The organism is Salmonella sp. SAL04214, from assembly GCF_046550615.1.
GTDB classification, from domain to species: Bacteria; Pseudomonadota; Gammaproteobacteria; order Enterobacterales; family Enterobacteriaceae; genus Salmonella; species Salmonella enterica.
On record NZ_JBGDXT010000001.1, the window covers coordinates 37,016 to 58,874 of the forward strand.

At 52.8% G+C, this 21,859-nt stretch carries 25 protein-coding genes; 19 read left to right on the forward strand and 6 right to left on the reverse strand.

Features of this window, described 5'->3' with window-relative positions; translation table 11 throughout:
• Window positions 1-99 precede the first annotated feature (99 nt).
• Window positions 100-372 (forward strand): hypothetical protein, encoded by a 273-nt coding sequence (locus ACLJQD_RS00165; RefSeq protein ID WP_001103887.1) that lies wholly within the window; start codon window positions 100-102, stop codon window positions 370-372.
• Between the two features lie 59 nt (window positions 373-431).
• Here the strand turns inward: ACLJQD_RS00165 and yhcN-B are convergent, their stop codons facing one another.
• The 3 genes from yhcN-B to argR form a co-directional block, all read right to left on the reverse strand.
• On the reverse strand, window positions 432-698 hold the full coding sequence (gene yhcN-B, locus ACLJQD_RS00170; RefSeq protein ID WP_000853277.1) for a DUF1471 family stress response protein YhcN-B: 267 nt from the start codon (window positions 696-698) through the stop codon (window positions 432-434).
• Between the two features lie 103 nt (window positions 699-801).
• Window positions 802-1,065, reverse strand: a complete 264-nt coding sequence (gene yhcN, locus ACLJQD_RS00175) for a peroxide/acid stress response protein YhcN (protein ID WP_000695693.1) — start codon at window positions 1,063-1,065, stop codon at window positions 802-804.
• A gap of 364 nt (window positions 1,066-1,429) precedes the next feature.
• Complete coding sequence (gene argR / locus ACLJQD_RS00180) at window positions 1,430-1,900, reverse strand: transcriptional regulator ArgR (RefSeq protein ID WP_001257852.1); 471 nt, start codon at window positions 1,898-1,900, stop codon at window positions 1,430-1,432.
• 414 nt (window positions 1,901-2,314) lie between these two features.
• Here argR and mdh point away from each other — a divergent pair, with 414 nt between their 5' ends.
• The 10 genes from mdh to ACLJQD_RS00230 all read left to right on the forward strand — a co-directional run bounded on the left by mdh (window position 2,315) and on the right by ACLJQD_RS00230 (window position 11,937).
• Window positions 2,315-3,253 carry a malate dehydrogenase gene (mdh, locus tag ACLJQD_RS00185; RefSeq protein WP_000861586.1) on the forward strand — a complete coding sequence of 313 codons (939 nt, stop codon included), beginning with the start codon at window positions 2,315-2,317 and terminating at the stop codon, window positions 3,251-3,253.
• Between the two features lie 119 nt (window positions 3,254-3,372).
• Complete coding sequence (locus ACLJQD_RS00190) at window positions 3,373-4,002, forward strand: GntR family transcriptional regulator (protein ID WP_000723776.1); 630 nt, start codon at window positions 3,373-3,375, stop codon at window positions 4,000-4,002.
• A complete protein-coding gene (locus ACLJQD_RS00195; protein ID WP_001171581.1) occupies window positions 3,989-4,654 on the forward strand; it encodes a GntR family transcriptional regulator in 666 nt (221 codons plus the stop codon). Before ACLJQD_RS00190 ends, ACLJQD_RS00195 begins: the two co-directional genes overlap by 14 nt.
• A gap of 210 nt (window positions 4,655-4,864) precedes the next feature.
• Window positions 4,865-6,133: an SLC13 family permease gene (locus ACLJQD_RS00200; protein WP_017441461.1), complete on the forward strand. Its 1,269-nt coding sequence runs from the start codon at window positions 4,865-4,867 to the stop codon at window positions 6,131-6,133.
• 32 nt (window positions 6,134-6,165) lie between these two features.
• Window positions 6,166-7,065 carry a L(+)-tartrate dehydratase subunit alpha gene (ttdA, locus tag ACLJQD_RS00205; RefSeq protein ID WP_000045349.1) on the forward strand — a complete coding sequence of 300 codons (900 nt, stop codon included), beginning with the start codon at window positions 6,166-6,168 and terminating at the stop codon, window positions 7,063-7,065.
• Window positions 7,065-7,682, forward strand: coding sequence for a L(+)-tartrate dehydratase subunit beta (gene ttdB, locus ACLJQD_RS00210; protein ID WP_017441462.1), 618 nt, complete (start codon window positions 7,065-7,067; stop codon window positions 7,680-7,682). Before ttdA ends, ttdB begins: the two co-directional genes overlap by 1 nt.
• A gap of 156 nt (window positions 7,683-7,838) precedes the next feature.
• Window positions 7,839-8,081 carry an oxaloacetate decarboxylase subunit gamma gene (locus tag ACLJQD_RS00215; protein WP_000180120.1) on the forward strand — a complete coding sequence of 81 codons (243 nt, stop codon included), beginning with the start codon at window positions 7,839-7,841 and terminating at the stop codon, window positions 8,079-8,081.
• Between the two features lie 15 nt (window positions 8,082-8,096).
• A complete protein-coding gene (oadA, locus tag ACLJQD_RS00220; RefSeq protein ID WP_017441463.1) occupies window positions 8,097-9,872 on the forward strand; it encodes a sodium-extruding oxaloacetate decarboxylase subunit alpha in 1,776 nt (591 codons plus the stop codon).
• 12 nt (window positions 9,873-9,884) lie between these two features.
• Window positions 9,885-11,186: an oxalacetate decarboxylase subunit beta gene (locus ACLJQD_RS00225; protein WP_017441464.1), complete on the forward strand. Its 1,302-nt coding sequence runs from the start codon at window positions 9,885-9,887 to the stop codon at window positions 11,184-11,186.
• Between the two features lie 19 nt (window positions 11,187-11,205).
• On the forward strand, window positions 11,206-11,937 hold the full coding sequence (locus tag ACLJQD_RS00230) for a triphosphoribosyl-dephospho-CoA synthase (RefSeq protein ID WP_017441465.1): 732 nt from the start codon (window positions 11,206-11,208) through the stop codon (window positions 11,935-11,937).
• A 33-nt stretch (window positions 11,938-11,970) separates the two neighbouring features.
• Here the strand turns inward: ACLJQD_RS00230 and degS are convergent, their stop codons facing one another.
• From degS to zapG, 3 genes are all read right to left on the reverse strand, one after another.
• Complete coding sequence (gene degS, locus ACLJQD_RS00235) at window positions 11,971-13,041, reverse strand: outer membrane-stress sensor serine endopeptidase DegS (protein ID WP_000497705.1); 1,071 nt, start codon at window positions 13,039-13,041, stop codon at window positions 11,971-11,973.
• Between the two features lie 92 nt (window positions 13,042-13,133).
• Window positions 13,134-14,501 carry a serine endoprotease DegQ gene (degQ, locus tag ACLJQD_RS00240; RefSeq protein ID WP_000716690.1) on the reverse strand — a complete coding sequence of 456 codons (1,368 nt, stop codon included), beginning with the start codon at window positions 14,499-14,501 and terminating at the stop codon, window positions 13,134-13,136.
• Window positions 14,502-14,657: 156 nt separating this feature from the next.
• The gene (zapG, locus tag ACLJQD_RS00245; RefSeq protein ID WP_001519074.1) at window positions 14,658-15,056 is read right to left on the reverse strand and encodes a Z-ring associated protein ZapG; all 399 of its coding nucleotides are present in this window, start codon (window positions 15,054-15,056) and stop codon (window positions 14,658-14,660) included.
• A gap of 192 nt (window positions 15,057-15,248) precedes the next feature.
• Here zapG and zapE point away from each other — a divergent pair, with 192 nt between their 5' ends.
• From zapE to nanA, 8 genes are all read left to right on the forward strand, one after another.
• Window positions 15,249-16,373: a cell division protein ZapE gene (gene zapE / locus ACLJQD_RS00250; protein ID WP_001191220.1), complete on the forward strand. Its 1,125-nt coding sequence runs from the start codon at window positions 15,249-15,251 to the stop codon at window positions 16,371-16,373.
• Window positions 16,374-16,675: 302 nt separating this feature from the next.
• Window positions 16,676-17,104: a 50S ribosomal protein L13 gene (gene rplM, locus ACLJQD_RS00255; protein WP_000847559.1), complete on the forward strand. Its 429-nt coding sequence runs from the start codon at window positions 16,676-16,678 to the stop codon at window positions 17,102-17,104.
• Between the two features lie 15 nt (window positions 17,105-17,119).
• Window positions 17,120-17,512: a 30S ribosomal protein S9 gene (gene rpsI, locus ACLJQD_RS00260; protein WP_000829815.1), complete on the forward strand. Its 393-nt coding sequence runs from the start codon at window positions 17,120-17,122 to the stop codon at window positions 17,510-17,512.
• Window positions 17,513-17,711: 199 nt separating this feature from the next.
• A complete protein-coding gene (locus ACLJQD_RS00265; RefSeq protein ID WP_000950539.1) occupies window positions 17,712-18,464 on the forward strand; it encodes a DUF695 domain-containing protein in 753 nt (250 codons plus the stop codon).
• A gap of 262 nt (window positions 18,465-18,726) precedes the next feature.
• Window positions 18,727-19,365: a stringent starvation protein SspA gene (gene sspA, locus ACLJQD_RS00270; RefSeq protein ID WP_000257298.1), complete on the forward strand. Its 639-nt coding sequence runs from the start codon at window positions 18,727-18,729 to the stop codon at window positions 19,363-19,365.
• 5 nt (window positions 19,366-19,370) lie between these two features.
• A complete protein-coding gene (gene sspB, locus ACLJQD_RS00275) occupies window positions 19,371-19,871 on the forward strand; it encodes a ClpXP protease specificity-enhancing factor (RefSeq protein WP_000366112.1) in 501 nt (166 codons plus the stop codon).
• Between the two features lie 108 nt (window positions 19,872-19,979).
• Window positions 19,980-20,771 (forward strand): transcriptional regulator NanR, encoded by a 792-nt coding sequence (nanR, locus tag ACLJQD_RS00280; protein WP_000382923.1) that lies wholly within the window; start codon window positions 19,980-19,982, stop codon window positions 20,769-20,771.
• A 134-nt stretch (window positions 20,772-20,905) separates the two neighbouring features.
• Window positions 20,906-21,799, forward strand: coding sequence for an N-acetylneuraminate lyase (nanA, locus tag ACLJQD_RS00285; RefSeq protein WP_001029665.1), 894 nt, complete (start codon window positions 20,906-20,908; stop codon window positions 21,797-21,799).
• The last annotated feature ends 60 nt before the right edge of the window (window positions 21,800-21,859 follow it).

Sequence of the window (21,859 nt, forward strand, 5' to 3'; positions counted from 1 at the left end):
GAGTGCTCCGGGGCTAAAAGCGTTTCTGGAAGTGAAACCTCTGCATAATGATGCTTAGTAGTAAAACAGACAATTGTCTGTCGGGGATGGTGGCTGGCTATGAATGTCTATACTTTTGATTTTAATGATATTAAAAACCAAAGCGATTTTTATCGCGAGTTTACGCAGACGTTTGGTCTTGCCAGTGAGAAAGTAAGCGATCTTGATACATTATGGGATGCGGTAATGAGCGATATCTTACCTCTACCGCTAGAGATTGAGTTCGTTCACCTGCCTGATAAACTGCGCAGGCGCTACGGGGCGCTGATTTTACTCTTTGATGAAGCGGAAGAAGAGCTGGAGGGGCGGCTACGGTTTAATGTCCGGCATTGAAAAAGCATAAAAAAGCCCCCGGCAGGCGGGGGCAAGTCGTCGGGTTAGACGACGAGGGTTTACTTATACAACTCGGCGGTGGCGTGCCAGTTATCACCTTCTTTTAATTCGATGATGCGATAGCTATTAGCGCCTGCTTTTTCGGCTTTAGCGACGATCTCCTGGCGCATATCCATTGGCGTACTACCAATCTGCGAGACGGAAATGGTGCCCATCGGTTGCAGATTCTGCGCCTGTTCCGCGTTGACCTGATGTACTGCGGCATTTGCGCCGAAAGAGAGCAGAGTGGCCAGGCCGAGTGATGCGATAATGTATTTCGTTTTCATGGTCTTTTATTCCTTTATAGGGTCAACCTCGCGGATTAATGGGCTTTTCTTATGCGATATCTCCGCGAAGCAATGACACGTTATATGCGATGGCAGGTGAATTTTATTTGTACAGTTCGGCAGTGGCGTGCCAGTTGCTGCCGCTACGCGCTTCGGTAATGTGGTAGGCCGTAGCGCCTTGTTCATCCGCTTTTTTGCTCAGCATGGCGTTCATATCCATAGGCGATGAGCCGATAGCGCTGACTGAAACCGATCCGATTGCTTCACGGTTTTGCGCTTGCTCTGCGCTGATAGGTTCTGCGGCGAAAGCGCCAAAAGAGAGAACGGACAGAATACTTAATGTTGCAACAGTGGTTTTGATTTTCATGATTTTTACCTCGTCGAATTCCTTTACTGGGGTCTTTGTTTCGTGACCCTCATCACAAAATTAAGTATACACTAATCACGCGATTAATTAATACCACGCTAATTGTTTCTGCTTTTTAAAGACATTAAAAATTTTATTTTTTATAACGTTATGGAATTAAAATTGCTGTTTTTCGCCGCTGCTGTTTAAAAAATAAAAGAAAATCAATAGGTTAAAAAATTTGACATTTTGTGCGTTTTTTTGATTTGTCATTCATGTGGTGAATGTTTAAGGGCATGATTTGCCAAATGATAGCTGTACAGGAAAGCGGCGAGGGGAGAGGACAAAAAGGTGCCTCCGCCGTACGACGACGGAGGAAGTGGGACTAAAGCTCTTGTTCAAAAAGTTCCAGAATGGCTTCGTACAGATCTCTTACGGAAAATCCGCTGGCAGGCGTAGTGAAGATAGTATCGTCGCCGGCAATCGTGCCGAGAATACCTTCTGCTTTCCCCAGTGAATCCAGCAGGCGCGCAATGAGTTGTGCCGCGCCGGGGCTGGTATGAATCACCACGACAGCGTCGTTATAGTCGATATCCAGCACCAGATTTTTCAACGGACTGGATGTTGTTGGGACGCCCAGTTCAGCCGGAAGACAGTACACCATTTCCATTTTTGCGTTACGTGTACGCACTGCGCCGAACTTAGTCAACATGCGCGAGACCTTGGACTGATTGATATTTTCAAAGCCCTGATCCTGCAACGCGAGGACGATTTCGCCCTGTGAGCTGAATTTTTCTTCTTTAAGGAGCGCTTTAAACGCTCTTACTAGTTCTTCTTGTTTAGCCGAGCTTCGCATAAGTCACCCGTAATATGGCGGTAGAAACAACATTATTGTGCATACAGATGAATTTTTATGCAAACAGTCTGCCTTGTTTAAGGCTGAAATAATGTTATGAAAGAGCGGAATTTTATCAAATTTCGTTATCAAGAAACATGCCTGTGTCACGCCTCGCAAATAAGATTAAAAGTAAATTAATTGTTATCAAAATGATGTTGTTTTGAGAGGATAGTAGGGTATATTGTCACCACCTGTAGGAACGTTGCTCTCTGGTTGCAGCCGATCCGGATTACGCAAATTAAATGCATAAAAGCCAAAATTGCGCGACTCCGCATTCTTGATGAGTGAGGATTGTAATCATTGAATTTGTGAATTAAGGTCGCCGCCGCGGAGCAATAGACACTTAGCTAATCATATAATAAGGAGTTTAGGATGAAAGTCGCAGTCCTCGGCGCTGCTGGTGGTATCGGTCAGGCGCTGGCATTACTTTTAAAAAACCAACTGCCTTCAGGTTCAGAACTCTCCCTGTACGACATCGCTCCAGTGACTCCCGGTGTGGCCGTTGATTTGAGCCACATCCCCACCGCTGTAAAAATCAAAGGTTTCTCCGGTGAAGACGCAACCCCGGCGCTTGAAGGCGCTGACGTAGTACTGATTTCTGCGGGTGTGGCGCGTAAGCCGGGTATGGACCGTTCCGACCTGTTTAACGTTAACGCTGGCATCGTGAAAAACCTGGTGCAGCAGATCGCTAAAACCTGCCCGAAAGCGTGCGTGGGCATTATCACCAACCCGGTGAACACCACCGTTGCGATTGCGGCGGAAGTGCTGAAAAAAGCAGGCGTATACGACAAAAACAAACTGTTTGGCGTTACCACGCTGGATATCATCCGCTCTAATACCTTTGTCGCAGAGCTGAAAGGTAAGCTGCCAACGGAAGTTGAAGTTCCGGTGATTGGCGGGCACTCCGGCGTGACGATTCTGCCGCTGCTGTCGCAGATTCCAGGCGTAAGTTTTACCGAACAAGAAGCGGCCGAGCTGACTAAACGTATTCAGAACGCCGGTACTGAAGTCGTCGAGGCGAAAGCCGGCGGCGGATCGGCAACCCTCTCTATGGGCCAGGCTGCCGCGCGTTTCGGTCTTTCTCTGGTTCGCGCTCTGCAGGGCGAAAAAGGCGTGGTGGAATGCGCCTATGTGGAAGGCGACGGTCAGTATGCCCGTTTCTTCTCTCAGCCGCTGCTGCTGGGTAAAAACGGTGTAGAAGAGCGTAAATCCATCGGTACACTGAGCGCTTTCGAGCAACATTCGCTGGACGCTATGCTGGATACGCTGAAAAAAGATATTCAGTTGGGTGAAGATTTTATTAATAAATAAGCTGTTCCTGCCCGATGCCGGGGCTTTTGCTCCGGCTTCTTTGACTGTAAACAAGCCACGAAATCAAGTACTAAATCTGCTAAACTCCTCACGTCTTATCGGTTATTAACGAGAACGTCGTGAAAAAGATCCAAAGAACGCAAACCCGCGATCACATTACGCAAATGCTTCGCTATGAAATTCTTTCCGGCAATATAAAAGCGGGAGAAGAACTCGCGCAGGAAAGTATTGCGGAGCAGCTTGGTCTTTCACGAATGCCGGTTCGAGAAGCGCTACAGTCACTCGAACAGGAAGGTTTTTTAATCCGACTGCCCAACAGGCACATGCAGGTCGCGCATCTTGAGGCCGATCGCGTGAGTCATATTTTTCGCGTGATTGCCGCGATGGCCGCCGAAATGTTTTCGCTGATACCCAGCGAAGTAGGCGATGCCCTCCTGATACGTGCGCAAGCGCTGGCTGTCGCAGAAGACAAATCCTGCGAACTGGAGTGTCATGCGATGCTGATTTCTTATGTGAATAACCGCTATCTGGAAAAGGTGTATCAGCAGTTCCTGGACGGTTATGTCTCTTATGTTATTTTGCATCTGAAAAAAGATAATCAGGAGTCGGCGCAGCTTTTCGCTGAACTGGCTGACGTCATACGCCAGGGGCGGCGTGATGAGATTGGGCAAGTTATGCAGCGTTATTTCCTCTCTTTAGCAGAAATAATGCGTCAACATATGAAGGACTGGGAAAGTGCAGAAGCCTAAGTTAGGGAAGATTAAGCTTCTTTCAGCGAAAGAACAGGTCGCGGCAGTGCTGCGTAAAGCGATTCTTTCGAGGGAGTTAGTGGAAGGGCAGGAGATTACGTTAGAAGGCATTGCCGGAATGGTCGGCGTGTCCAGTATGCCAGTGCGCGAGGCGTTTCAGATTCTGGCGGCGGATGGGCTGATAAAAGTGCGCCCTAATAAAGGGGCGGTGGTGTTGGGCATCAATGAACAAACGATCCGTGAACACTATGAAATTCGCGCGCTGTTAGAAAGTGAGGCGGTGGCTAAAGCTTCTCGTCCTGGCACCGATATCTCGCGGATAGCCCAGGTGCATTATGCCGCTGAAAAGGCTCTCGCGGAAAATAACTCGGCGGAATACTCCGACCTGAATCAGGCATTTCATATGGAAATATGGAATGTTGCTGGCAACGAAAAAATGAAAATGTTGCTCTGTAATATGTGGAACGGCCTGTCGATGGGGCATAAGGTCACCGAAGAAGAGTATGCCGTGATTTCCATTCAGGAACATAAAAGTATTCTGCAAGCTCTTGAACTTCATGATGAAACATTGGCACGCCAGCGCATGCGCGAACACATTATTCGCTCGATGGAGAATATGCTGACCCGCTATGTTGGTGACCCTTCTGCCTGATCTTTTCGCCTGCGTGAGCATCGCAGGCGCTTCAACCAATTCTTCAATTCTATTAATCACGTCCAGTAACGATCTAACCACGATCTTGATGTAGATCCCACTCCTGCATCTTTCCTGAGAAACGATTTGACTTAGTTTTTGTATGGGAATAATTTCTCCCTGTCAACATTGGATACAATATCATATATCATTGATTGGATAATTATAAATATGGAACCCATTACCCTTACCTTATGTTTATTGGTGTTCGCTATCGTCATGTTTGTATGGGAAAAAGTGCCACTGGCCGTCACTTCCATGATTGTCTGCGTGGCCTTAGTGATCACCGGAGTTCTGAATATCAAACAGGCCTTTGCTGGCTTTATCGACACTAACGTCATCCTCTTTGTCGCGATGTTTATCGTGGGCGGCGCGTTGTTCGAGACCGGTATGGCAAACAAAGTGGGCGGCGTCATCACGCGCTTCGCGAAAACAGAAAAACAGCTGATCTTCACCATTATGGTGGTGGTGGGTTTGATGTCTGGCGTCCTCTCTAACACCGGTACCGCTGCGGTTTTGATTCCGGTGGTGATCGGCGTGGCGGCAAAATCGGGCTTCTCGCGTTCTCGTCTACTGATGCCGCTGGTTTTCGCCGCTGCGTTGGGCGGTAACCTGTCGTTAATTGGCGCGCCGGGAAATCTTATCGCGCAGTCTGCGCTACAGAATATTGGCGGCGGCTTTGGCTTTTTTGAATACGCAAAAATCGGTCTCCCGATGCTCATCTGCGGCATTCTCTACTTCCTGACTATTGGCTATCGCTTTCTGCCGAATAATGCGACCGGCGGTGAGGTGGGGAGCGTCGGGGAGCAACGTGACTACAGCCATGTTCCACAGTGGAAACAACGGCTCTCACTGGTGGTGTTGATCGCAACGATCCTCGGCATGATCTTTGAGAAGAAGATCGGTGTCAGCCTGGCCGTGACCGGTTGTATTGGCGCTCTTGTGCTGGTAGTAAGCGGCGTACTCACGGAAAAACAGGCCTATAAAGCCATTGATTCACAGACTATTTTTATCTTTGGCGGCACCCTGGCGCTGGCAAAAGCGCTGGAAATGACCGGGGCAGGCAAGCTGGTTGCGGACTATGTAATCGGCATGCTGGGGCAAAACTCCTCACCGCTCATGTTGCTGATCGCCGTTTTCGCCTTATCCGTTGTGATGACCAACTTTATGTCCAATACCGCAACGACAGCGCTATTGGTGCCGGTGAGTTTGTCCATTGCCGCAGGCATGGGGGCCGACCCGCGTGCGGTTCTGATGGCGACGGTCATTGGCGGTTCCTGCGCCTACGCAACCCCTATAGGTATGCCTGCCAACATGATGGTGCTCTCCGCGGGTGGCTATAAATTTGTCGACTACGCTAAGGCCGGTATCCCCCTGATTATCGTTTCAACCATTGTCAGCTTGATCCTGCTGCCAATCCTTTTCCCTTTTCATCCGTAATTAACGGAAGCTGTTCTGACTAAGGAGCATTTATGAGCAAAAGTGAACAGATATCCCATATGACCGACGTTATGGCCAAGTTTGTGGGATATACCGGCAAAGTTTTGCCTGATGATGTCACTGCAAAACTGGAAGATTTGCATAAGAAAGAGACCAGTAAACTGGCCGACGTCATCTTTACTACCATGATTGAGAACCAGCGTCTGGCGAAAGAGCTGGATCGACCTTCCTGCCAGGACACCGGTGTCATTCAGTTTCTGGTGGAGTGCGGGACGAACTTTCCGCTGATTGGCGAGCTGGAAGCGTTGTTGCGTGAGGCGGTGATCAAAGCAACTGTAGATTCTCCGCTGCGCCACAACAGCGTAGAAACTTTTGATGAATACAACACCGGTAAAAACGTGGGTAAAGGTACGCCGACGGTCTTCTGGGAAATCGTTCCCAATTCCGATCAGTGCAGCATTTATACCTATATGGCAGGCGGTGGTTGTTCTCTGCCGGGGAAAGCGATGGTGCTGATGCCGGGTGCAGGCTATGAAGGTGTGACCCGCTTTGTACTGGATGTGATGACCAGCTACGGCCTCAACGCGTGTCCGCCGCTGCTGGTTGGCGTGGGCGTAGCGACCTCTGTTGAAACGGCGGCACTGCTATCGAAAAAAGCGCTGATGCGTCCGATCGGTTCGCATAACGAGAATGAGCGTGCAGCCTCGCTGGAAAAAATGCTGGAAGACGGCATTAACAAAATTGGCCTGGGGCCGCAGGGGATGTCCGGTAATACCTCCGTTATGGGCGTGAACATTGAAAACACCGCGCGTCATCCTTCTACCATCGGCGTAGCGGTAAACGTCGGCTGCTGGTCGCACCGTAAAGGGCACATCGTTTTCGATAAAGATTTGAATTACACCATTACGTCTCACAGCGGAGTGAATTTCTGATGACTAAAAAAATCCTGACTACGCCAATTAAAGATGAAGATTTAGCGGATATTAAGGCTGGCGATATTATTTATCTCAACGGTCATATTGTTACCTGCCGTGACGTAGCCCATCGCCGTTTAATTGAAGGTGGTCGCGAACTTCCGGTAGATGTTCGCGGCGGCGCTATTTTCCACGCTGGCCCCATTGTCCGCCCAATTAAAGGCGAAGACGATAAGTTTGAAATGGTCTCCGTTGGCCCAACCACCAGCATGCGTATGGAGAAATTCGAAAAAGAGTTTATTGCGCAGACTGGCGTGAAATTAATTGTGGGTAAAGGCGGTATGGGTAAAGGTACCGAAGAGGGCTGTGCTGAACACAAAGCGCTGCACTGCGTATTCCCTGCCGGTTGTGCGGTTGTAGCCGCCGTGTGCGTGGAAGAAATTGAAGATGCCCAATGGCGCGATCTGGGGATGCCGGAAACGCTGTGGGTCTGTCGGGTTAAAGAGTTTGGCCCGCTGATTGTTTCTATTGATACCCATGGAAATAATCTGTTTGAACAGAACAAAATTATTTTTAATCAGCGTAAAGAGATCGTCGCTGATGACATATGCCAGAACGTAAGTTTCATCAAATAAACCTGATTACGTAAATTGCACGATAATGGTGGTAATACGTTATGACGATAATAATAACCAAGGGCTCTGGCCGGGGGCGGCTCAGGGAAATCCACCCTTATTATTTCATCGTCATAAATAGCCCCATTATCGTGCCTCCTGCCTGAAGGCTATTTTATGACTAATGCAGCTCTGCTATTAGGTGAAGGCTTCACCCTGATGTTCCTCGGCATGGGGTTCGTGCTGGCGTTTCTGTTCCTGCTGATTTTCGCCATCCGCGGCATGTCCGCCGTGATTACTCGCTTCTTCCCGGAACCCGTCGCCGCGCCCGCACCGCGCGCCGTTCCCGCCGTGGACGACTTCACCCGCTTAAAGCCGGTGATTGCCGCCGCCATTCACCATCACCGCCTTAACGCTTAATTCCCGGAGGGATCCATGACTATTGCCATTACCGACGTCGTCCTGCGTGACGCCCACCAGTCCCTGTTCGCCACCCGCCTGCGTCTTGACGATATGCTGCCGATTGCCGCCCAGCTCGACGACGTGGGCTACGGCTCCCTCGAATGCTGGGGCGGCGCCACCTTTGACGCCTGTATCCGCTTCCTCGGCGAAGACCCGTGGCTGCGCCTGCGCGAGCTCAAAAAAGCCATGCCCAAAACCCCGCTGCAGATGTTGCTGCGCGGCCAGAACCTGCTCGGCTACCGCCACTACGCCGACGACGTGGTGGAGCGCTTCGTCGAACGCGCGGTGAAAAACGGCATGGACGTGTTCCGCGTCTTCGATGCCATGAACGACCCGCGCAATATGAAAGCCGCCCTGCAGGCGGTGCGCAGCCACGGCGCACATGCCCAGGGTACGCTGAGCTATACCACCAGTCCGGCGCACACGTTGCAGACCTGGCTGGATTTAACGGAGCAACTGCTGGAAACCGGCGTCGATTCCATTGCGATTAAGGATATGTCCGGCATTCTCACCCCGATGGCCGCTTTTGAGCTGGTCAGCGAAATCAAAAAACGTTTTGAGGTGCGCCTGCACCTGCACTGTCACGCCACCACCGGGATGGCGGAGATGGCCCTGCTGAAGGCTATCGAGGCGGGTGTTGACGGCGTGGACACGGCAATTTCCTCCATGAGCGCCACCTACGGCCACCCGGCCACCGAAGCGCTGGTGGCGACGTTGGCAGGTACTGAGCACGACACCGGGCTGGATATCCTGAAGCTGGAAAATATCGCCGCGTACTTCCGCGAGGTGCGCAAAAAGTATCACGCCTTTGAAGGCCAGTTGAAAGGCTACGACAGCCGTATCCTCGTGGCGCAGGTGCCGGGCGGAATGCTCACCAACCTCGAAAGCCAGCTGAAGCAGCAGAACGCGGCGGACAAACTCGACCAGGTGCTGGCGGAAATCCCCCGCGTGCGCGAGGACCTCGGCTTCATCCCGCTGGTCACCCCGACCTCGCAGATTGTCGGCACCCAGGCGGTGCTCAACGTCCTGACCGGCGAGCGCTACAAAACCATCGCCAAAGAAACCGCCGGGATACTGAAAGGCGAATACGGCCACACGCCGGTGCCGGTCAACGCCGCGCTACAGGTCCGCGTGCTGGAAGGGAGCGCTCCGGTGACCTGCCGTCCGGCGGATTTACTCAAACCGGAACTGGCTGAACTGGAAGCGGACGTCAGGCGCCAGGCGCAGGAGAAGGGCATTCAGCTTGCGGGAAACGCCATTGACGACGTGCTCACCGTGGCGCTGTTCCCGCAAATCGGCCTCAAATTCCTTGAGAACCGCCACAACCCGGCGGCGTTTGAGCCACTGCCGCAGGCGGAAGCCGCGCAGCCGGTGGCAAAAGCAGAGAAGTCTGCCGCCTCCGGCGTCTATACCGTGGAAGTGGAAGGTAAGGCCTTTGTGGTGAAGGTCAGCGACGGCGGCGATATCAGCCAGCTTACTACGGCTGTTCCGGCGGCCTCTTCCGCACCGGTTCAGGCTGCCGCCCCGGCAGGCGCCGGCACCCCGGTCACCGCGCCGCTGGCGGGCAATATCTGGAAGGTGATTGCCACCGAAGGCCAGAGCGTGGCCGAAGGCGACGTGCTGCTGATTCTGGAAGCCATGAAGATGGAAACCGAAATCCGCGCCGCGCAGGCCGGGACGGTACGCGGTATCGCGGTGAAGTCCGGGGACGCGGTCTCCGTCGGCGACACCCTGATGACGCTGGCGTAACGGAGAACTGAAATGGAAAGTCTGAACGCCCTGCTTCAGGGCATGGGGCTGATGCACCTTGGCGCAGGCCAGGCCATCATGCTGCTGGTCAGCCTGCTGCTGCTGTGGCTGGCGATTGCGAAAAAGTTCGAACCGTTACTGTTGCTGCCGATTGGCTTCGGCGGCCTGCTCTCCAACATCCCGGAAGCGGGTATGGCGCTGACCGCGCTGGAGAGCCTGCTGGCCCATCACGACGCCGGGCAGCTGGCGGTGATTGCCGCGAAGCTCAACTGCGCGCCGGACGTGCATGCCATTAAAGAGGCGTTAGCGCTGGCGCTGCCCTCCGTCCAGAACCAGATGGAAAATCTGGCGGTGGACATGGGCTACACGCCTGGCGTACTGGCGCTGTTCTACAAAGTGGCGATTGGTTCCGGCGTCGCGCCGCTGGTCATCTTCATGGGCGTCGGCGCGATGACCGACTTCGGCCCGCTGCTGGCCAACCCGCGCACCCTGCTGCTCGGCGCGGCGGCGCAGTTCGGTATCTTCGCCACGGTGCTGGGGGCGCTGACGCTGAACTACTTCGGCCTTATCAGCTTCACCCTGCCGCAGGCGGCGGCCATCGGCATTATCGGCGGCGCGGACGGCCCGACGGCGATTTACCTGTCGGGCAAACTGGCGCCGGAGCTGCTGGGGGCCATTGCGGTGGCGGCGTACTCGTATATGGCGCTGGTGCCGTTAATCCAGCCGCCGATTATGAAGGCGCTGACCACCGAGAAGGAGCGGAAAATCCGCATGGTGCAGCTGCGCACGGTGAGTAAGCGGGAAAAAATCCTGTTCCCGGTGGTGCTGTTACTACTGGTGGCGCTGCTGCTGCCGGACGCCGCGCCGCTGCTGGGGATGTTCTGCTTTGGCAATCTGATGCGTGAAAGCGGCGTGGTGGAGCGTCTGAGCGACACGGTGCAGAACGGTCTGATTAATATCGTGACCATTTTCCTCGGGCTTTCCGTTGGCGCGAAGCTGGTGGCGGACAAGTTCCTGCAGCCGCAGACGCTGGGCATTCTGCTGCTGGGGGTGATTGCCTTTGGTATCGGGACGGCGGCCGGGGTGCTGATGGCGAAGCTGCTGAACCTGTGCAGTAAGAACAAAATTAACCCGCTGATTGGCTCCGCCGGCGTGTCGGCAGTGCCGATGGCGGCACGCGTATCGAACAAGGTGGGCCTGGAGTCGGACGCACAGAACTTCCTGCTGATGCACGCGATGGGCCCGAACGTGGCGGGGGTTATCGGTTCGGCGATAGCCGCGGGCGTGATGCTCAAGTACGTGCTGGCAATGTAATCCAATCTAATCGGGAGCAGTGATTCTGCTCCCGCAAAATGAGGACACAGTAATGAGTGAAATGGTTGCGTTTCGGCAAGGTACATCCATGCCATCCAGAGAAACCATCTTGCGTTATGTTGTTGAGACGGTGAATCAGATAACTGAGCTTGAGCCAGCACTGCATTTGCTGCCGTGGTCTGGCGTCAACTCAGCAATATATGAGCAACGTTTTGCACAGTGTTACGACGAGGGGCTTTGTGCCGCACAGACGTCGGCACCGAATGTTCCGCAGGGGATTCTGCCATCGACCGATTGGGCTCAGGGTATCGGGTTACTCTGTTTTGCCGCAGGGTATATGAGCGCAGGCGAGCGGCCATTAACACACAATCAGTTATGCGATTTCGTCAAACAGGCGGCTGTTGGTTTATCGCCGATTGAGGGGGAGGCGGCGAGCGGTTTCTCGACGGTACGTAGTATTGCATTACCCGTATTCAGGCGATTACAACGCGATGGTCACGCGTCTCGGATCCTGCTGTTACAAACGTTGCTGCATCTGGTTGCCTGGAAAAGCGCATCGCAGTATGCGCGTCAACAGGCGCAACGACTGCTCTGGATGGGCGGCATTCTGGGGGAAGGGGGGGAGCATAGCCTGCTTGCACTAGATAAGGCGCTGCGTGAAGAGGCCGTTGGGGAAAAGAGTTTCCCCGCTCTGCTGATCTTCACGAGTTTCCTGGCGCATTTTCCGGCAGGGCCAGTCTTCATTGACTAGCCGTCGAACGACGCGGGCAAAAGCCGCGTCGTTTTAGTTCGACGCCGGGTATTCCTGCACCGTCACCTGGAACGTGAGCTGCTTATCATCCCGCATTACCACGACCGGAATGACGGAGCCCGGGCGGATTTCCGCCACCTGATCCATCGTCTCCAGCGCGGACACAGCGGGTTTATTATTGACCGAAATAATCAAATCATTAACCTGAATACCGGCAAGCGCGGCGGGGCCGTTTGGCGTCACTTCATTAACGACAATGCCCTGAATCGGGTCCATGCCGCTACCCTGCTGCGCGTGCAGCGGCGCGATTTCTCGTCCGCCAATACCGATATAGCCGCGAATCACGCGACCGTCGCGGATAAGCTTATCCATAATTTTCGTGGCTAGCTGGAAGGGAATCGCAAAACCAAGGCCTTCCGGCGTTTCGCCATCGTTACTCTTATCAAAAGAGAGGGTGTTGATCCCCATCAGTTCACCTAACGAGTTGACCAGCGCGCCGCCGGAATTACCGTGGTTAATCGAGGCGTCGGTCTGGAGAAAATTCTGTCGCCCCGTCGGGTTCAGGCCGATACGACCCGTTGCGCTGATGATCCCCTGGGTGATGGTCTGTCCCAGATTATATGGGTTGCCGATAGCCAGTACGACGTCGCCAATATGCGGTGTACGCTTTGTATTAATCGGGATGGTAGGCAGCCCGCCAGTGGCGTTGATCTTCAGCACCGCCAGGTCGGTAAGCGAATCGGAGCCAACCAGTAGCGCTTCAAAGACGCGGCCATCCTGTAGCGCGACGATAATCTGATCGGCATCGTTAATCACGTGCTTGTTGGTAATAATATAACCGCGTTGATCCATGATTACGCCGGAACCCAGCGTGCGGATCTCCAGTTGATTATGCGCGGTACTGTTCATACTGCGGTTATAGACATTGACGACGGCAGGCGCGGCGCGGCGAACCGCAAAATTATAACTGGCTGGCGTCTCATCGGTACTGTCGAATTGCGGGACGGCGATAGGATTAATTTTGCGCAAAGAAGGCATGACGGCCAACAGAATAGCGCCGACAATTAAACCTATTGCGACCGAACGTAAGAGCTTCACAAACATGATGGAGGCGTCGTTAAAAAAGGGAACGGCAGCAGCATACCATGAGTTAACCGGACATCACATCGCAGGCTGATGCCCGGTTTAAGACAGGATTAGCGCAGCAATAGATAAATGTTCTCGTTGCCGCGTACTACCTGAAGAGCAATGATGGACGGTTTTGCCGCCATCACTTTGCGCATTTCGGCGATAGAACTGATACGATCGCGGTTAACGCCGATGATAACATCATCTTTTTGCAAACCGGCCTGCGCGGCAGGACTGCTTTTTTCGACGCTATCAACCTTAACGCCTTTCGTCCCGTCTTTCAGCTGGCCGTCGCTCAACGTCGCGCCTTGCAACGCCGGGGCGATCATTTCGGCGCTGGCGGAAGAAGAGGTATTGGAATCCAGCGTGACTTCCACCTCCAGCGGCTTACCATCGCGCAGCAGGCCCAGCTTCACTTTCGTGCCCGGTTCGGTGGTGGCGATACGTGAACGCAGTTCGGCAAAGCTATTCAGCGGCTTACCGTTAAGACTGATAATCACGTCTCCGGATTTCACCCCGGCCTTCGCCGAACCTGAATTGGGTAAAACCTCGCTGACAAAAGCGCCACGCTGAACGTTCAGTTTGAATGCCTTAGCGATATCAGCGGTCATTTCAGTGCCTTTAATTCCCAGCAATCCGCGTTTGATTTCGCCGAACTGAATCAACTGCTGCGCCAGCGTCTGCGCCATATTGGAAGGAATAGCAAAGCCAATGCCGATGCTCCCGCCCCCTGGCGCGAGGATCGCGGTATTAATCCCGATCAGCTCGCCGTTCAGGTTAAGCAGCGCGCCGCCGGAGTTGCCGCGGTTAATAGAGGCATCGGTTTGAATAAAGTTCTCAAGCCCTTCCAGATTAAGCCCGCTGCGTCCCAGCGCTGAAATAATCCCGGAGGTGGCGGTTTGCCCAAGGCCAAACGGATTACCGACCGCCACGGCGAAATCGCCGACGCGGAGTTTGTCGGAATCGGCGATGGCAATTTGCGTTAACTTGCTGGGATTCTGAATTTGTAACAGAGCGATATCGCTCTGGTCGTCGCCGCCGATCAGCTTCGCGTCGAATTCGCGTCCGTCATTCAGTTGAATGCTGATCTTCTGTGCCTGATTAATCACATGATTATTGGTTAATACATAGCCTTTCGCGGCATCGATAATCACCCCCGAACCGAGTCCTTCAAACGGCTGGGACGGCTGGTCTGGCAGATCCTCGCCAAAGAATTTTTTAAACTCCTCCGGCACTTTTTGGCTCTGGGCGGCGGTTCCCTCGACTTTTACGCTGACGACAGCAGGCAGCACTTTCTCCAGCATAGGGGCAAGGCTTGGCAGCGTCGCCTGGCCTGGCACCTGGCCTGGTATCGATGCAAGGGCTGGAAACGGCGCCGAAAGAGTTAACCCGACACTTAACGCTAATGCACTTAACAGCTGGGTGTGTTTTTTCATGGATGCTGCTCTCGTACCTTGAATGAACGGATAGACAATTCAAAACAGATTGATGTTATTGAATTTTCAGCCTGGTAACAATGATAATAGCTGGGACAGGAAAGATAGAGAGAGGGCGCAAGCGATGCGCCCGATAAATTTCTTAACGGCGTGCGATTAATCGCGTTTCGCGCCGCTACGTAACAGGCCAGACGCGCCTTCAGAATAATCACGTGGCATTTGTACTGGCGCCTGATCGTTGCTCGCCTCAGACTCCGCCAGACGGTTACGGAACGGATTCGACTCCGCAGACATTTCCGGCAGCAGGCTGCTGGAGCTTTTCGCCATATGCTGATACAGCTGGCGGTAATCATGCGCCATGGTATCCAGCAGTTCCGCGCTGCGGGCAAAGTGGCTAACCAGCTCTTCACGGTACTCTTCCAGCTCAGCTTTGTTTTTTTCCAGTTCGTACTGCAATGCCTGCTGTTGACGTAACTTACGATTACCAAAACGCATGGCCACGGCACCAATGATGATACCGACGACTAATCCAATTAGCGCATATTCCCAGGTCATGAACATCTCCCGTTGTCTTATGTTTCCGTAGGGTGTTGGCTCCAGGCTCCATGCCCGCGCCTGATTATGCCACTATAACCGCTAATTCCGTAGAAGTGGAATCCCGGCAGCATATCGCGTAGTGTAGAACGGCCTTTTTTTCGTCAGCCGTGAACGACGGCACATCGATTTTCAAGGAATAACAATAACATTATGCAAAGCCTTTCCCCTACATCGCGTTATCTCCAGGCACTCAACGAAGGCACCCATCAGCCTGACGACGTACAGAAAGAGGCGGTCGACCGTCTGGAAACCCTTTATCAGGCGCTCACAGCGAAAAAATCGTCGGCTACGCCACCCGGCGGTCTGATAGCGCGACTGGGGAAATTATTAGGCAAAAACGAACCGGACGCGCAAATACCGGTTCGCGGGCTGTATATGTGGGGGGGCGTGGGGCGCGGCAAAACATGGCTCATGGATCTCTTCTACCACAGCCTGCCGGGCGAGCGAAAACTACGCCTGCATTTTCATCGGTTTATGCTGCGCGTGCATGAAGAGCTTACCGCGTTACAGGGACAGATCGATCCGTTAGACATTATTGCCGATCGGTTTAAAACCGAGACGGACGTACTGTGTTTCGATGAGTTTTTCGTCACCGATATTACCGACGCCATGCTGCTGGGCGGTTTAATGAAAGCGCTTTTTGCACGCGGCATTACGCTGGTCGCGACCTCCAATATTCCGCCGGATGAACTCTACCGCAACGGTTTGCAACGCGCCCGCTTCCTGCCAGCTATCGATGCCATTAAACAGCACTGCGACATTATGAATGTGGACGCCGGCGTCGATTACCGGCTGCGGACGCTGACGCAGGCCCATTTATGGCTAACGCCGCTTAATGATGAAACCCGGCGGCAAATGGATAAACTGTGGCTGGCGTTAGCGGGGGCCGCGCGCGAGCACGCTCCGACGCTGGAAATCAATCATCGCCCTTTATCCACCCTGGGCGTTGAAAACCAAACGCTAGCGGTCTCTTTCGCTACGCTGTGCGTCGAGGCCCGCAGCCAGCATGATTACATTGCGCTCTCAAGGTTATTTCACACGGTTCTGCTGTTTGACGTGCCGGTCATGACGCCGCTGATGGAGAACGAAGCGCGCCGCTTTATTGCGCTGGTGGATGAGTTTTACGAGCGCCACGTTAAGCTGGTGGTCAGCGCCGCCGCGCCGTTATATGAGATTTATCAGGGGGAGCGCCTCAAGTTTGAATTTCAGCGCTGTCTGTCGCGCCTGCAAGAGATGCAGAGTGCGGAGTACCTCAAGCGGGAGCATATGCCGTAAGCCGGACAAGCGCAGCGCCCCGGCATTGTGCGGTATCATATCTGTGCAACCTCCCCTACCGGAGGGTGAACCAGGCCTGAACAAAACCCACGGCAAATCGCAAAAAGGGGTCGATCTTTGACCTGGACTTCTCTATAATCCTGCGACCCCACGTTACAAGAGAGTTTTTTCCCAAACTTTCTCTGTGCCGGCCAAACATATCCGAGGGGGTAGGTTTACCGGACTTTGTCGTGTGAACCTCAACTATTTAAAACGTTTGGGTGTTCACCAACGTGTAACTTATTTATTTGGGTAAGCTTTTAATGAAAACTTTTACAGCTAAACCAGAAACCGTAAAACGCGACTGGTATGTTGTTGACGCGACCGGTAAAACTCTGGGCCGTCTGGCTACTGAACTGGCTCGTCGCCTGCGCGGTAAGCACAAAGCGGAATACACTCCGCACGTAGATACCGGTGATTACATCATCGTTCTGAACGCTGACAAAGTTGCTGTAACCGGCAACAAGCGTACTGACAAAGTGTACTATCACCACACCGGCCACATCGGTGGTATCAAACAAGCGACCTTTGAAGAGATGATTGCCCGCCGTCCTGAGCGTGTGATTGAAATCGCGGTTAAAGGCATGCTGCCAAAAGGCCCGCTGGGTCGTGCTATGTTCCGTAAACTGAAAGTTTACGCGGGCAACGAGCACAACCACGCGGCACAGCAACCGCAAGTTCTTGACATCTAATCGGGATTATAGGCAATGGCTGAAAATCAATACTACGGCACTGGTCGCCGCAAAAGTTCCGCAGCTCGCGTTTTCATCAAACCGGGCAACGGTAAAATCGTTATCAACCAACGTTCTCTGGAACAGTACTTCGGTCGTGAAACTGCCCGCATGGTAGTTCGTCAGCCGCTGGAACTGGTCGACATGGTTGAGAAACTGGATCTGTACATCACTGTTAAAGGTGGTGGTATCTCTGGTCAGGCTGGTGCGATCCGTCACGGTATCACCCGCGCTCTGATGGAGTACGACGAGTCCCTGCGTGGCGAACTGCGTAAAGCTGGCTTCGTTACTCGTGACGCTCGTCAGGTTGAACGTAAGAAAGTCGGCCTGCGTAAAGCACGTCGTCGTCCGCAGTTCTCCAAACGTTAATTGTTTTCTGCTTCGGCAGACAACTGTTAGCGAAAAAACCCGCTTCGGCGGGTTTTTTTATGGCTAAAGTCCGAATCCAGTCTCTTTTCCTCCCTATCTTTAGCATTATTCTCATCTTATTCATTTTTCATGCACGCTCAGAGAAAAGGAAGTCGCAGTGGGATTTTTTAACGCATTGTTTACTAAGAAAGAGTCGTTAATGCTGTCGAATAAATGGGAATTCTTTATAACAACGGTGGATGACCATGTTACGGGTATACGTGTGGATATTGGCGCCATTCAGGATGAAAAATTTGATCGCCTTATCCATACCGGGTTCTTACGTGTTCATTACACCAACTGTTATGAAAATGGTTTGCCGCAGCCCGATGAAACACAGCGTTTAAATCGTATAGAGGACTGGCTTGATGAAAAGGGGAAGACGTTTCCGATCTGGCTGGTGGGTGTGGTTACCCAACAAGGCTGGCGCGATTTTGTGTTCATGTCGGAAGAGGATCTTAACTGGGAAAAGACGCTGGATAAATTGCTCGCTGGTGGCCCGGAAATCTCTTTTAGTTATAGAGAGAGTCACAATGATAAAGGAAACTTTTACCGCCAGTTCTTGTATCCAACCCGATACGACTGGAACTGGATACACGATTCCCGTGTGTGCCGGGGATTACAGGAACAAGGTGATGATCTGACGCTTCCGCGCGCTATTGATTATTATGCGACATTGCCTACAGAAGTCGCAGCGCGTGACCTGGCGCAAGATATTGCTGCATTACCGTATGGCATAACGCTGGTCAGTATTCGAATGAATGACCCGCAACAGGGGTTTATGGCGTCTTTTATCAGCACCGATGCTCCGCAACAATGGCATATGACAGAAATCACTTGCCAGCTTACCGATCTGGCTGAAAAACATGGCGGCAGTTTTGATGGCTGGGGCGCACCGGTAGTACAGGCATAACAGGCGAAAGACAATATCTCAGGTGGGGCGAGCATTTCAGACCAGGAATATCTCTTTTTCCTCATTTCCAGAATCGACTCACCACAAAGGTCACAAAATCTGGTAAACTATCATCCAATTTTCTGCCCAAATAGCGGGGAATGTTCATTTTTTGTCTCGTTTCTGAGCAATGATGGCTTTTTTCGCCCTGGGTGACATAACATCTGGCTGGTCACATTGTGGCTGGTAGCAGTAAAAATTCTGAATATACCTGGAGGTTTTCATGGCTGTCGCTGCCAACAAACGTTCGGTAATGACGCTGTTTTCTGGTCCTACTGACATCTATAGCCATCAGGTCCGCATTGTGTTGGCTGAAAAGGGTGTTAGTTTTGAGATCGAACATGTGGAAAAGGACAATCCACCTCAGGATCTGATTGACCTCAACCCGAATCAAAGCGTTCCGACACTGGTGGATCGTGAGCTGACCCTGTGGGAATCTCGCATCATTATGGAATATCTGGATGAGCGTTTCCCTCATCCGCCGCTGATGCCGGTTTATCCGGTCGCGCGCGGTGAAAGCCGTCTGTACATGCACCGTATTGAAAAAGACTGGTATACGCTGATGAACGTCATCGTAAACGGGTCTGCTTCCGAGGCCGACTCTGCGCGTAAACAACTGCGTGAAGAGCTGCTGGCGATTGCGCCGGTATTTGGTCAGAAACCGTATTTCCTGAGCGACGAATTCAGCCTGGTTGATTGCTACCTGGCGCCTCTCCTGTGGCGTTTACCGCAGTTGGGTATCGAATTCAGCGGCGCAGGGGCGAAAGAGCTGAAAGGCTATATGACCCGCGTCTTTGAACGTGATTCTTTCCTAGCTTCTTTAACCGAAGCTGAACGTGAAATGCGCCTCGGTCGGGGTTAACCTGTATGGATTTGTCACAGTTGACGCCGCGTCGTCCTTATCTGTTGCGTGCTTTCTACGAGTGGTTGCTGGATAACCAGTTGACTCCGCATCTGGTGGTGGATGTGATGCTGCCTGGCGTGCATGTCCCTATGGAATATGCGCGTGATGGGCAAATCGTCCTCAATATTGCGCCGCGGGCGGTAGGTAATCTGGAGCTGTCTAATGATGAAGTGCGTTTTAATGCGCGCTTCGGCGGCGTTCCCCGTCAGGTTTCTGTGCCTTTGGCTGCGGTGCTGGCGATTTACGCCCGTGAAAACGGCGCAGGCACCATGTTTGAGCCTGAAGCCGCCTATGATGAAGACGTTGTCAGCTTAAATGATGATGACAATACCGCAGGCGCGGAAAGCGAGACCGTGATGTCCGTCATTGATGGCGATAAGCCCGACCACGATGACGACAGTAGTCCTGATGACGAGCCGCCTCCGCCGCGTGGCGGACGTCCGGCGCTGCGCGTAGTAAAATAATCAACAGGCCCTGAAGGGCCTGTTTTGTTTGGTCTCCTCGCGGGTTCACCCTGCTTTTGAAGCTGTGTTACGATAAGCTTGCTATTATTTGCCACCGACCACTCATGAATGGACGTTATGAACGCATTTGATTCGCAAGCAGAAGATTCACCGACATCCCTCGGGCGTAGTTTGCGCCGCCGCCCGCTGGCGCGTAAAAAACTGTCTGAAATGGTTGAGGAAGAGCTGGAGCAGATGATCCGCCGTCATGAGTTTGGCGAGGGAGAACAGCTACCGTCTGAACGTGAATTAATGGCCTTCTTCAATGTGGGGCGTCCCTCTGTGCGTGAAGCGTTAGCTGCGCTGAAGCGTAAAGGTCTGGTGCAAATCAATAACGGCGAACGCGCCCGCGTCTCGCGCCCCTCTGCTGATACCATCATCAGCGAACTGTCGGGTATGGCGAAAGATTTTCTTACTCATCCTGGCGGCATCGCTCACTTTGAACAGCTACGGCTTTTCTTTGAATCCAGCCTGGTACGCTATGCGGCGGAACATGCCACCGACGAGCAGATCGCGTTGTTAACGAAAGCACTGGAAATTAATAGCCAGTCGCTGGATGACAACGCGCTGTTTATTCGTTCGGATGTCGAGTTTCACCGGGTGCTGGCTGAAATTCCCGGCAATCCGATCTTTATGGCTATTCATGTTGCTCTGCTGGACTGGCTAATCGCCGCTCGCCCAAGCGTTCCCGATCGTGAGCTGCATGAACATAATAACTTGAGTTATCAACAGCATATTGTGATTGTTGATGCCATTCGCCAGCGAGATCCCGATAAAGCGGATCGCGCTCTGCAAACCCACCTCAATAGCGTTTCCGCTACCTGGCACGCGCTCGGTAAAAAAAGTCAAAAAATGCGGTAGCGATCGCACCTCCGATCCCGGTTTAGTGAAGCAGATCGCACTATAAGCGTTCTGTATTATTTGCTGCTTATTTGATCTGGTATAACAGGTATAAAGGTAGGTAGTTAATATATTCATCATCCGTAGAGGTAGGTATGGCAAAAGCATTGCAAGGCGTAATGGCGGCGTTGTTGACCCCATTTGATCATCAGCAGCAACTGGATAGCGAAAGCCTGCGCCGTCTGGTGCGTTTTAACATCGGGCAGGGTATCGACGGGCTGTACGTTGGCGGTTCCACCGGGGAAGCATTCGTACAGAGCCTTGCTGAAAGAGAGCAGGTACTGGAGATTGTCGCCGAAGAGGCGAAGGGAAAAATCACGTTGATCGCCCATGTCGGGACAGTAAGCACCGCAGAAAGCCAGCAGCTTGCCAGCGCCGCAAAGCGTTACGGTTTTGATGCGGTCTCTGCGGTGACGCCTTTTTATTACCCTTTCAGTTTTGAAGAGCACTGTGACCATTATCGGGCAATCATTGATTCCGCAGATGGATTGCCGATGGTGGTATACAACATTCCGGCGTTAAGCGGCGTAAAACTTACCCTCGATCAGATCAATACGCTGGTGACATTACCGGGCGTGAGCGCGCTGAAGCAAACCTCCGGCGATCTCTTCCAGATGGAGCAGATCCGCCGCGCGCATCCGGATCTGGTGCTGTACAACGGTTATGACGAAATCTTCGCTTCCGGTCTGCTGGCGGGCGCGGACGGCGGTATCGGCAGCACATACAACATTATGGGCTGGCGTTATCAGGGGATTGTTCAGGCATTGCGTGAGGGCGATGTGGCGAAAGCGCAGCGTCTGCAAACCGAGTGCAATAAGGTTATTGATTTACTGATTAAAACCGGCGTATTCCGCGGCCTGAAAACGGTCCTGCATTATATGGACGTGCTATCGGTGCCGCTGTGTCGTAAACCGTTTGCGCCTGTTGATGAAAAATACCTGCCGGCGCTCAAGGCGCTGGCTCAACAACTGATGGAAGAAAAGGCGTAACAGCATAATGCCGGGGGCGCTACGCTTGCCCGGCCTACAACAGTGTGAACAGTAGGCCGG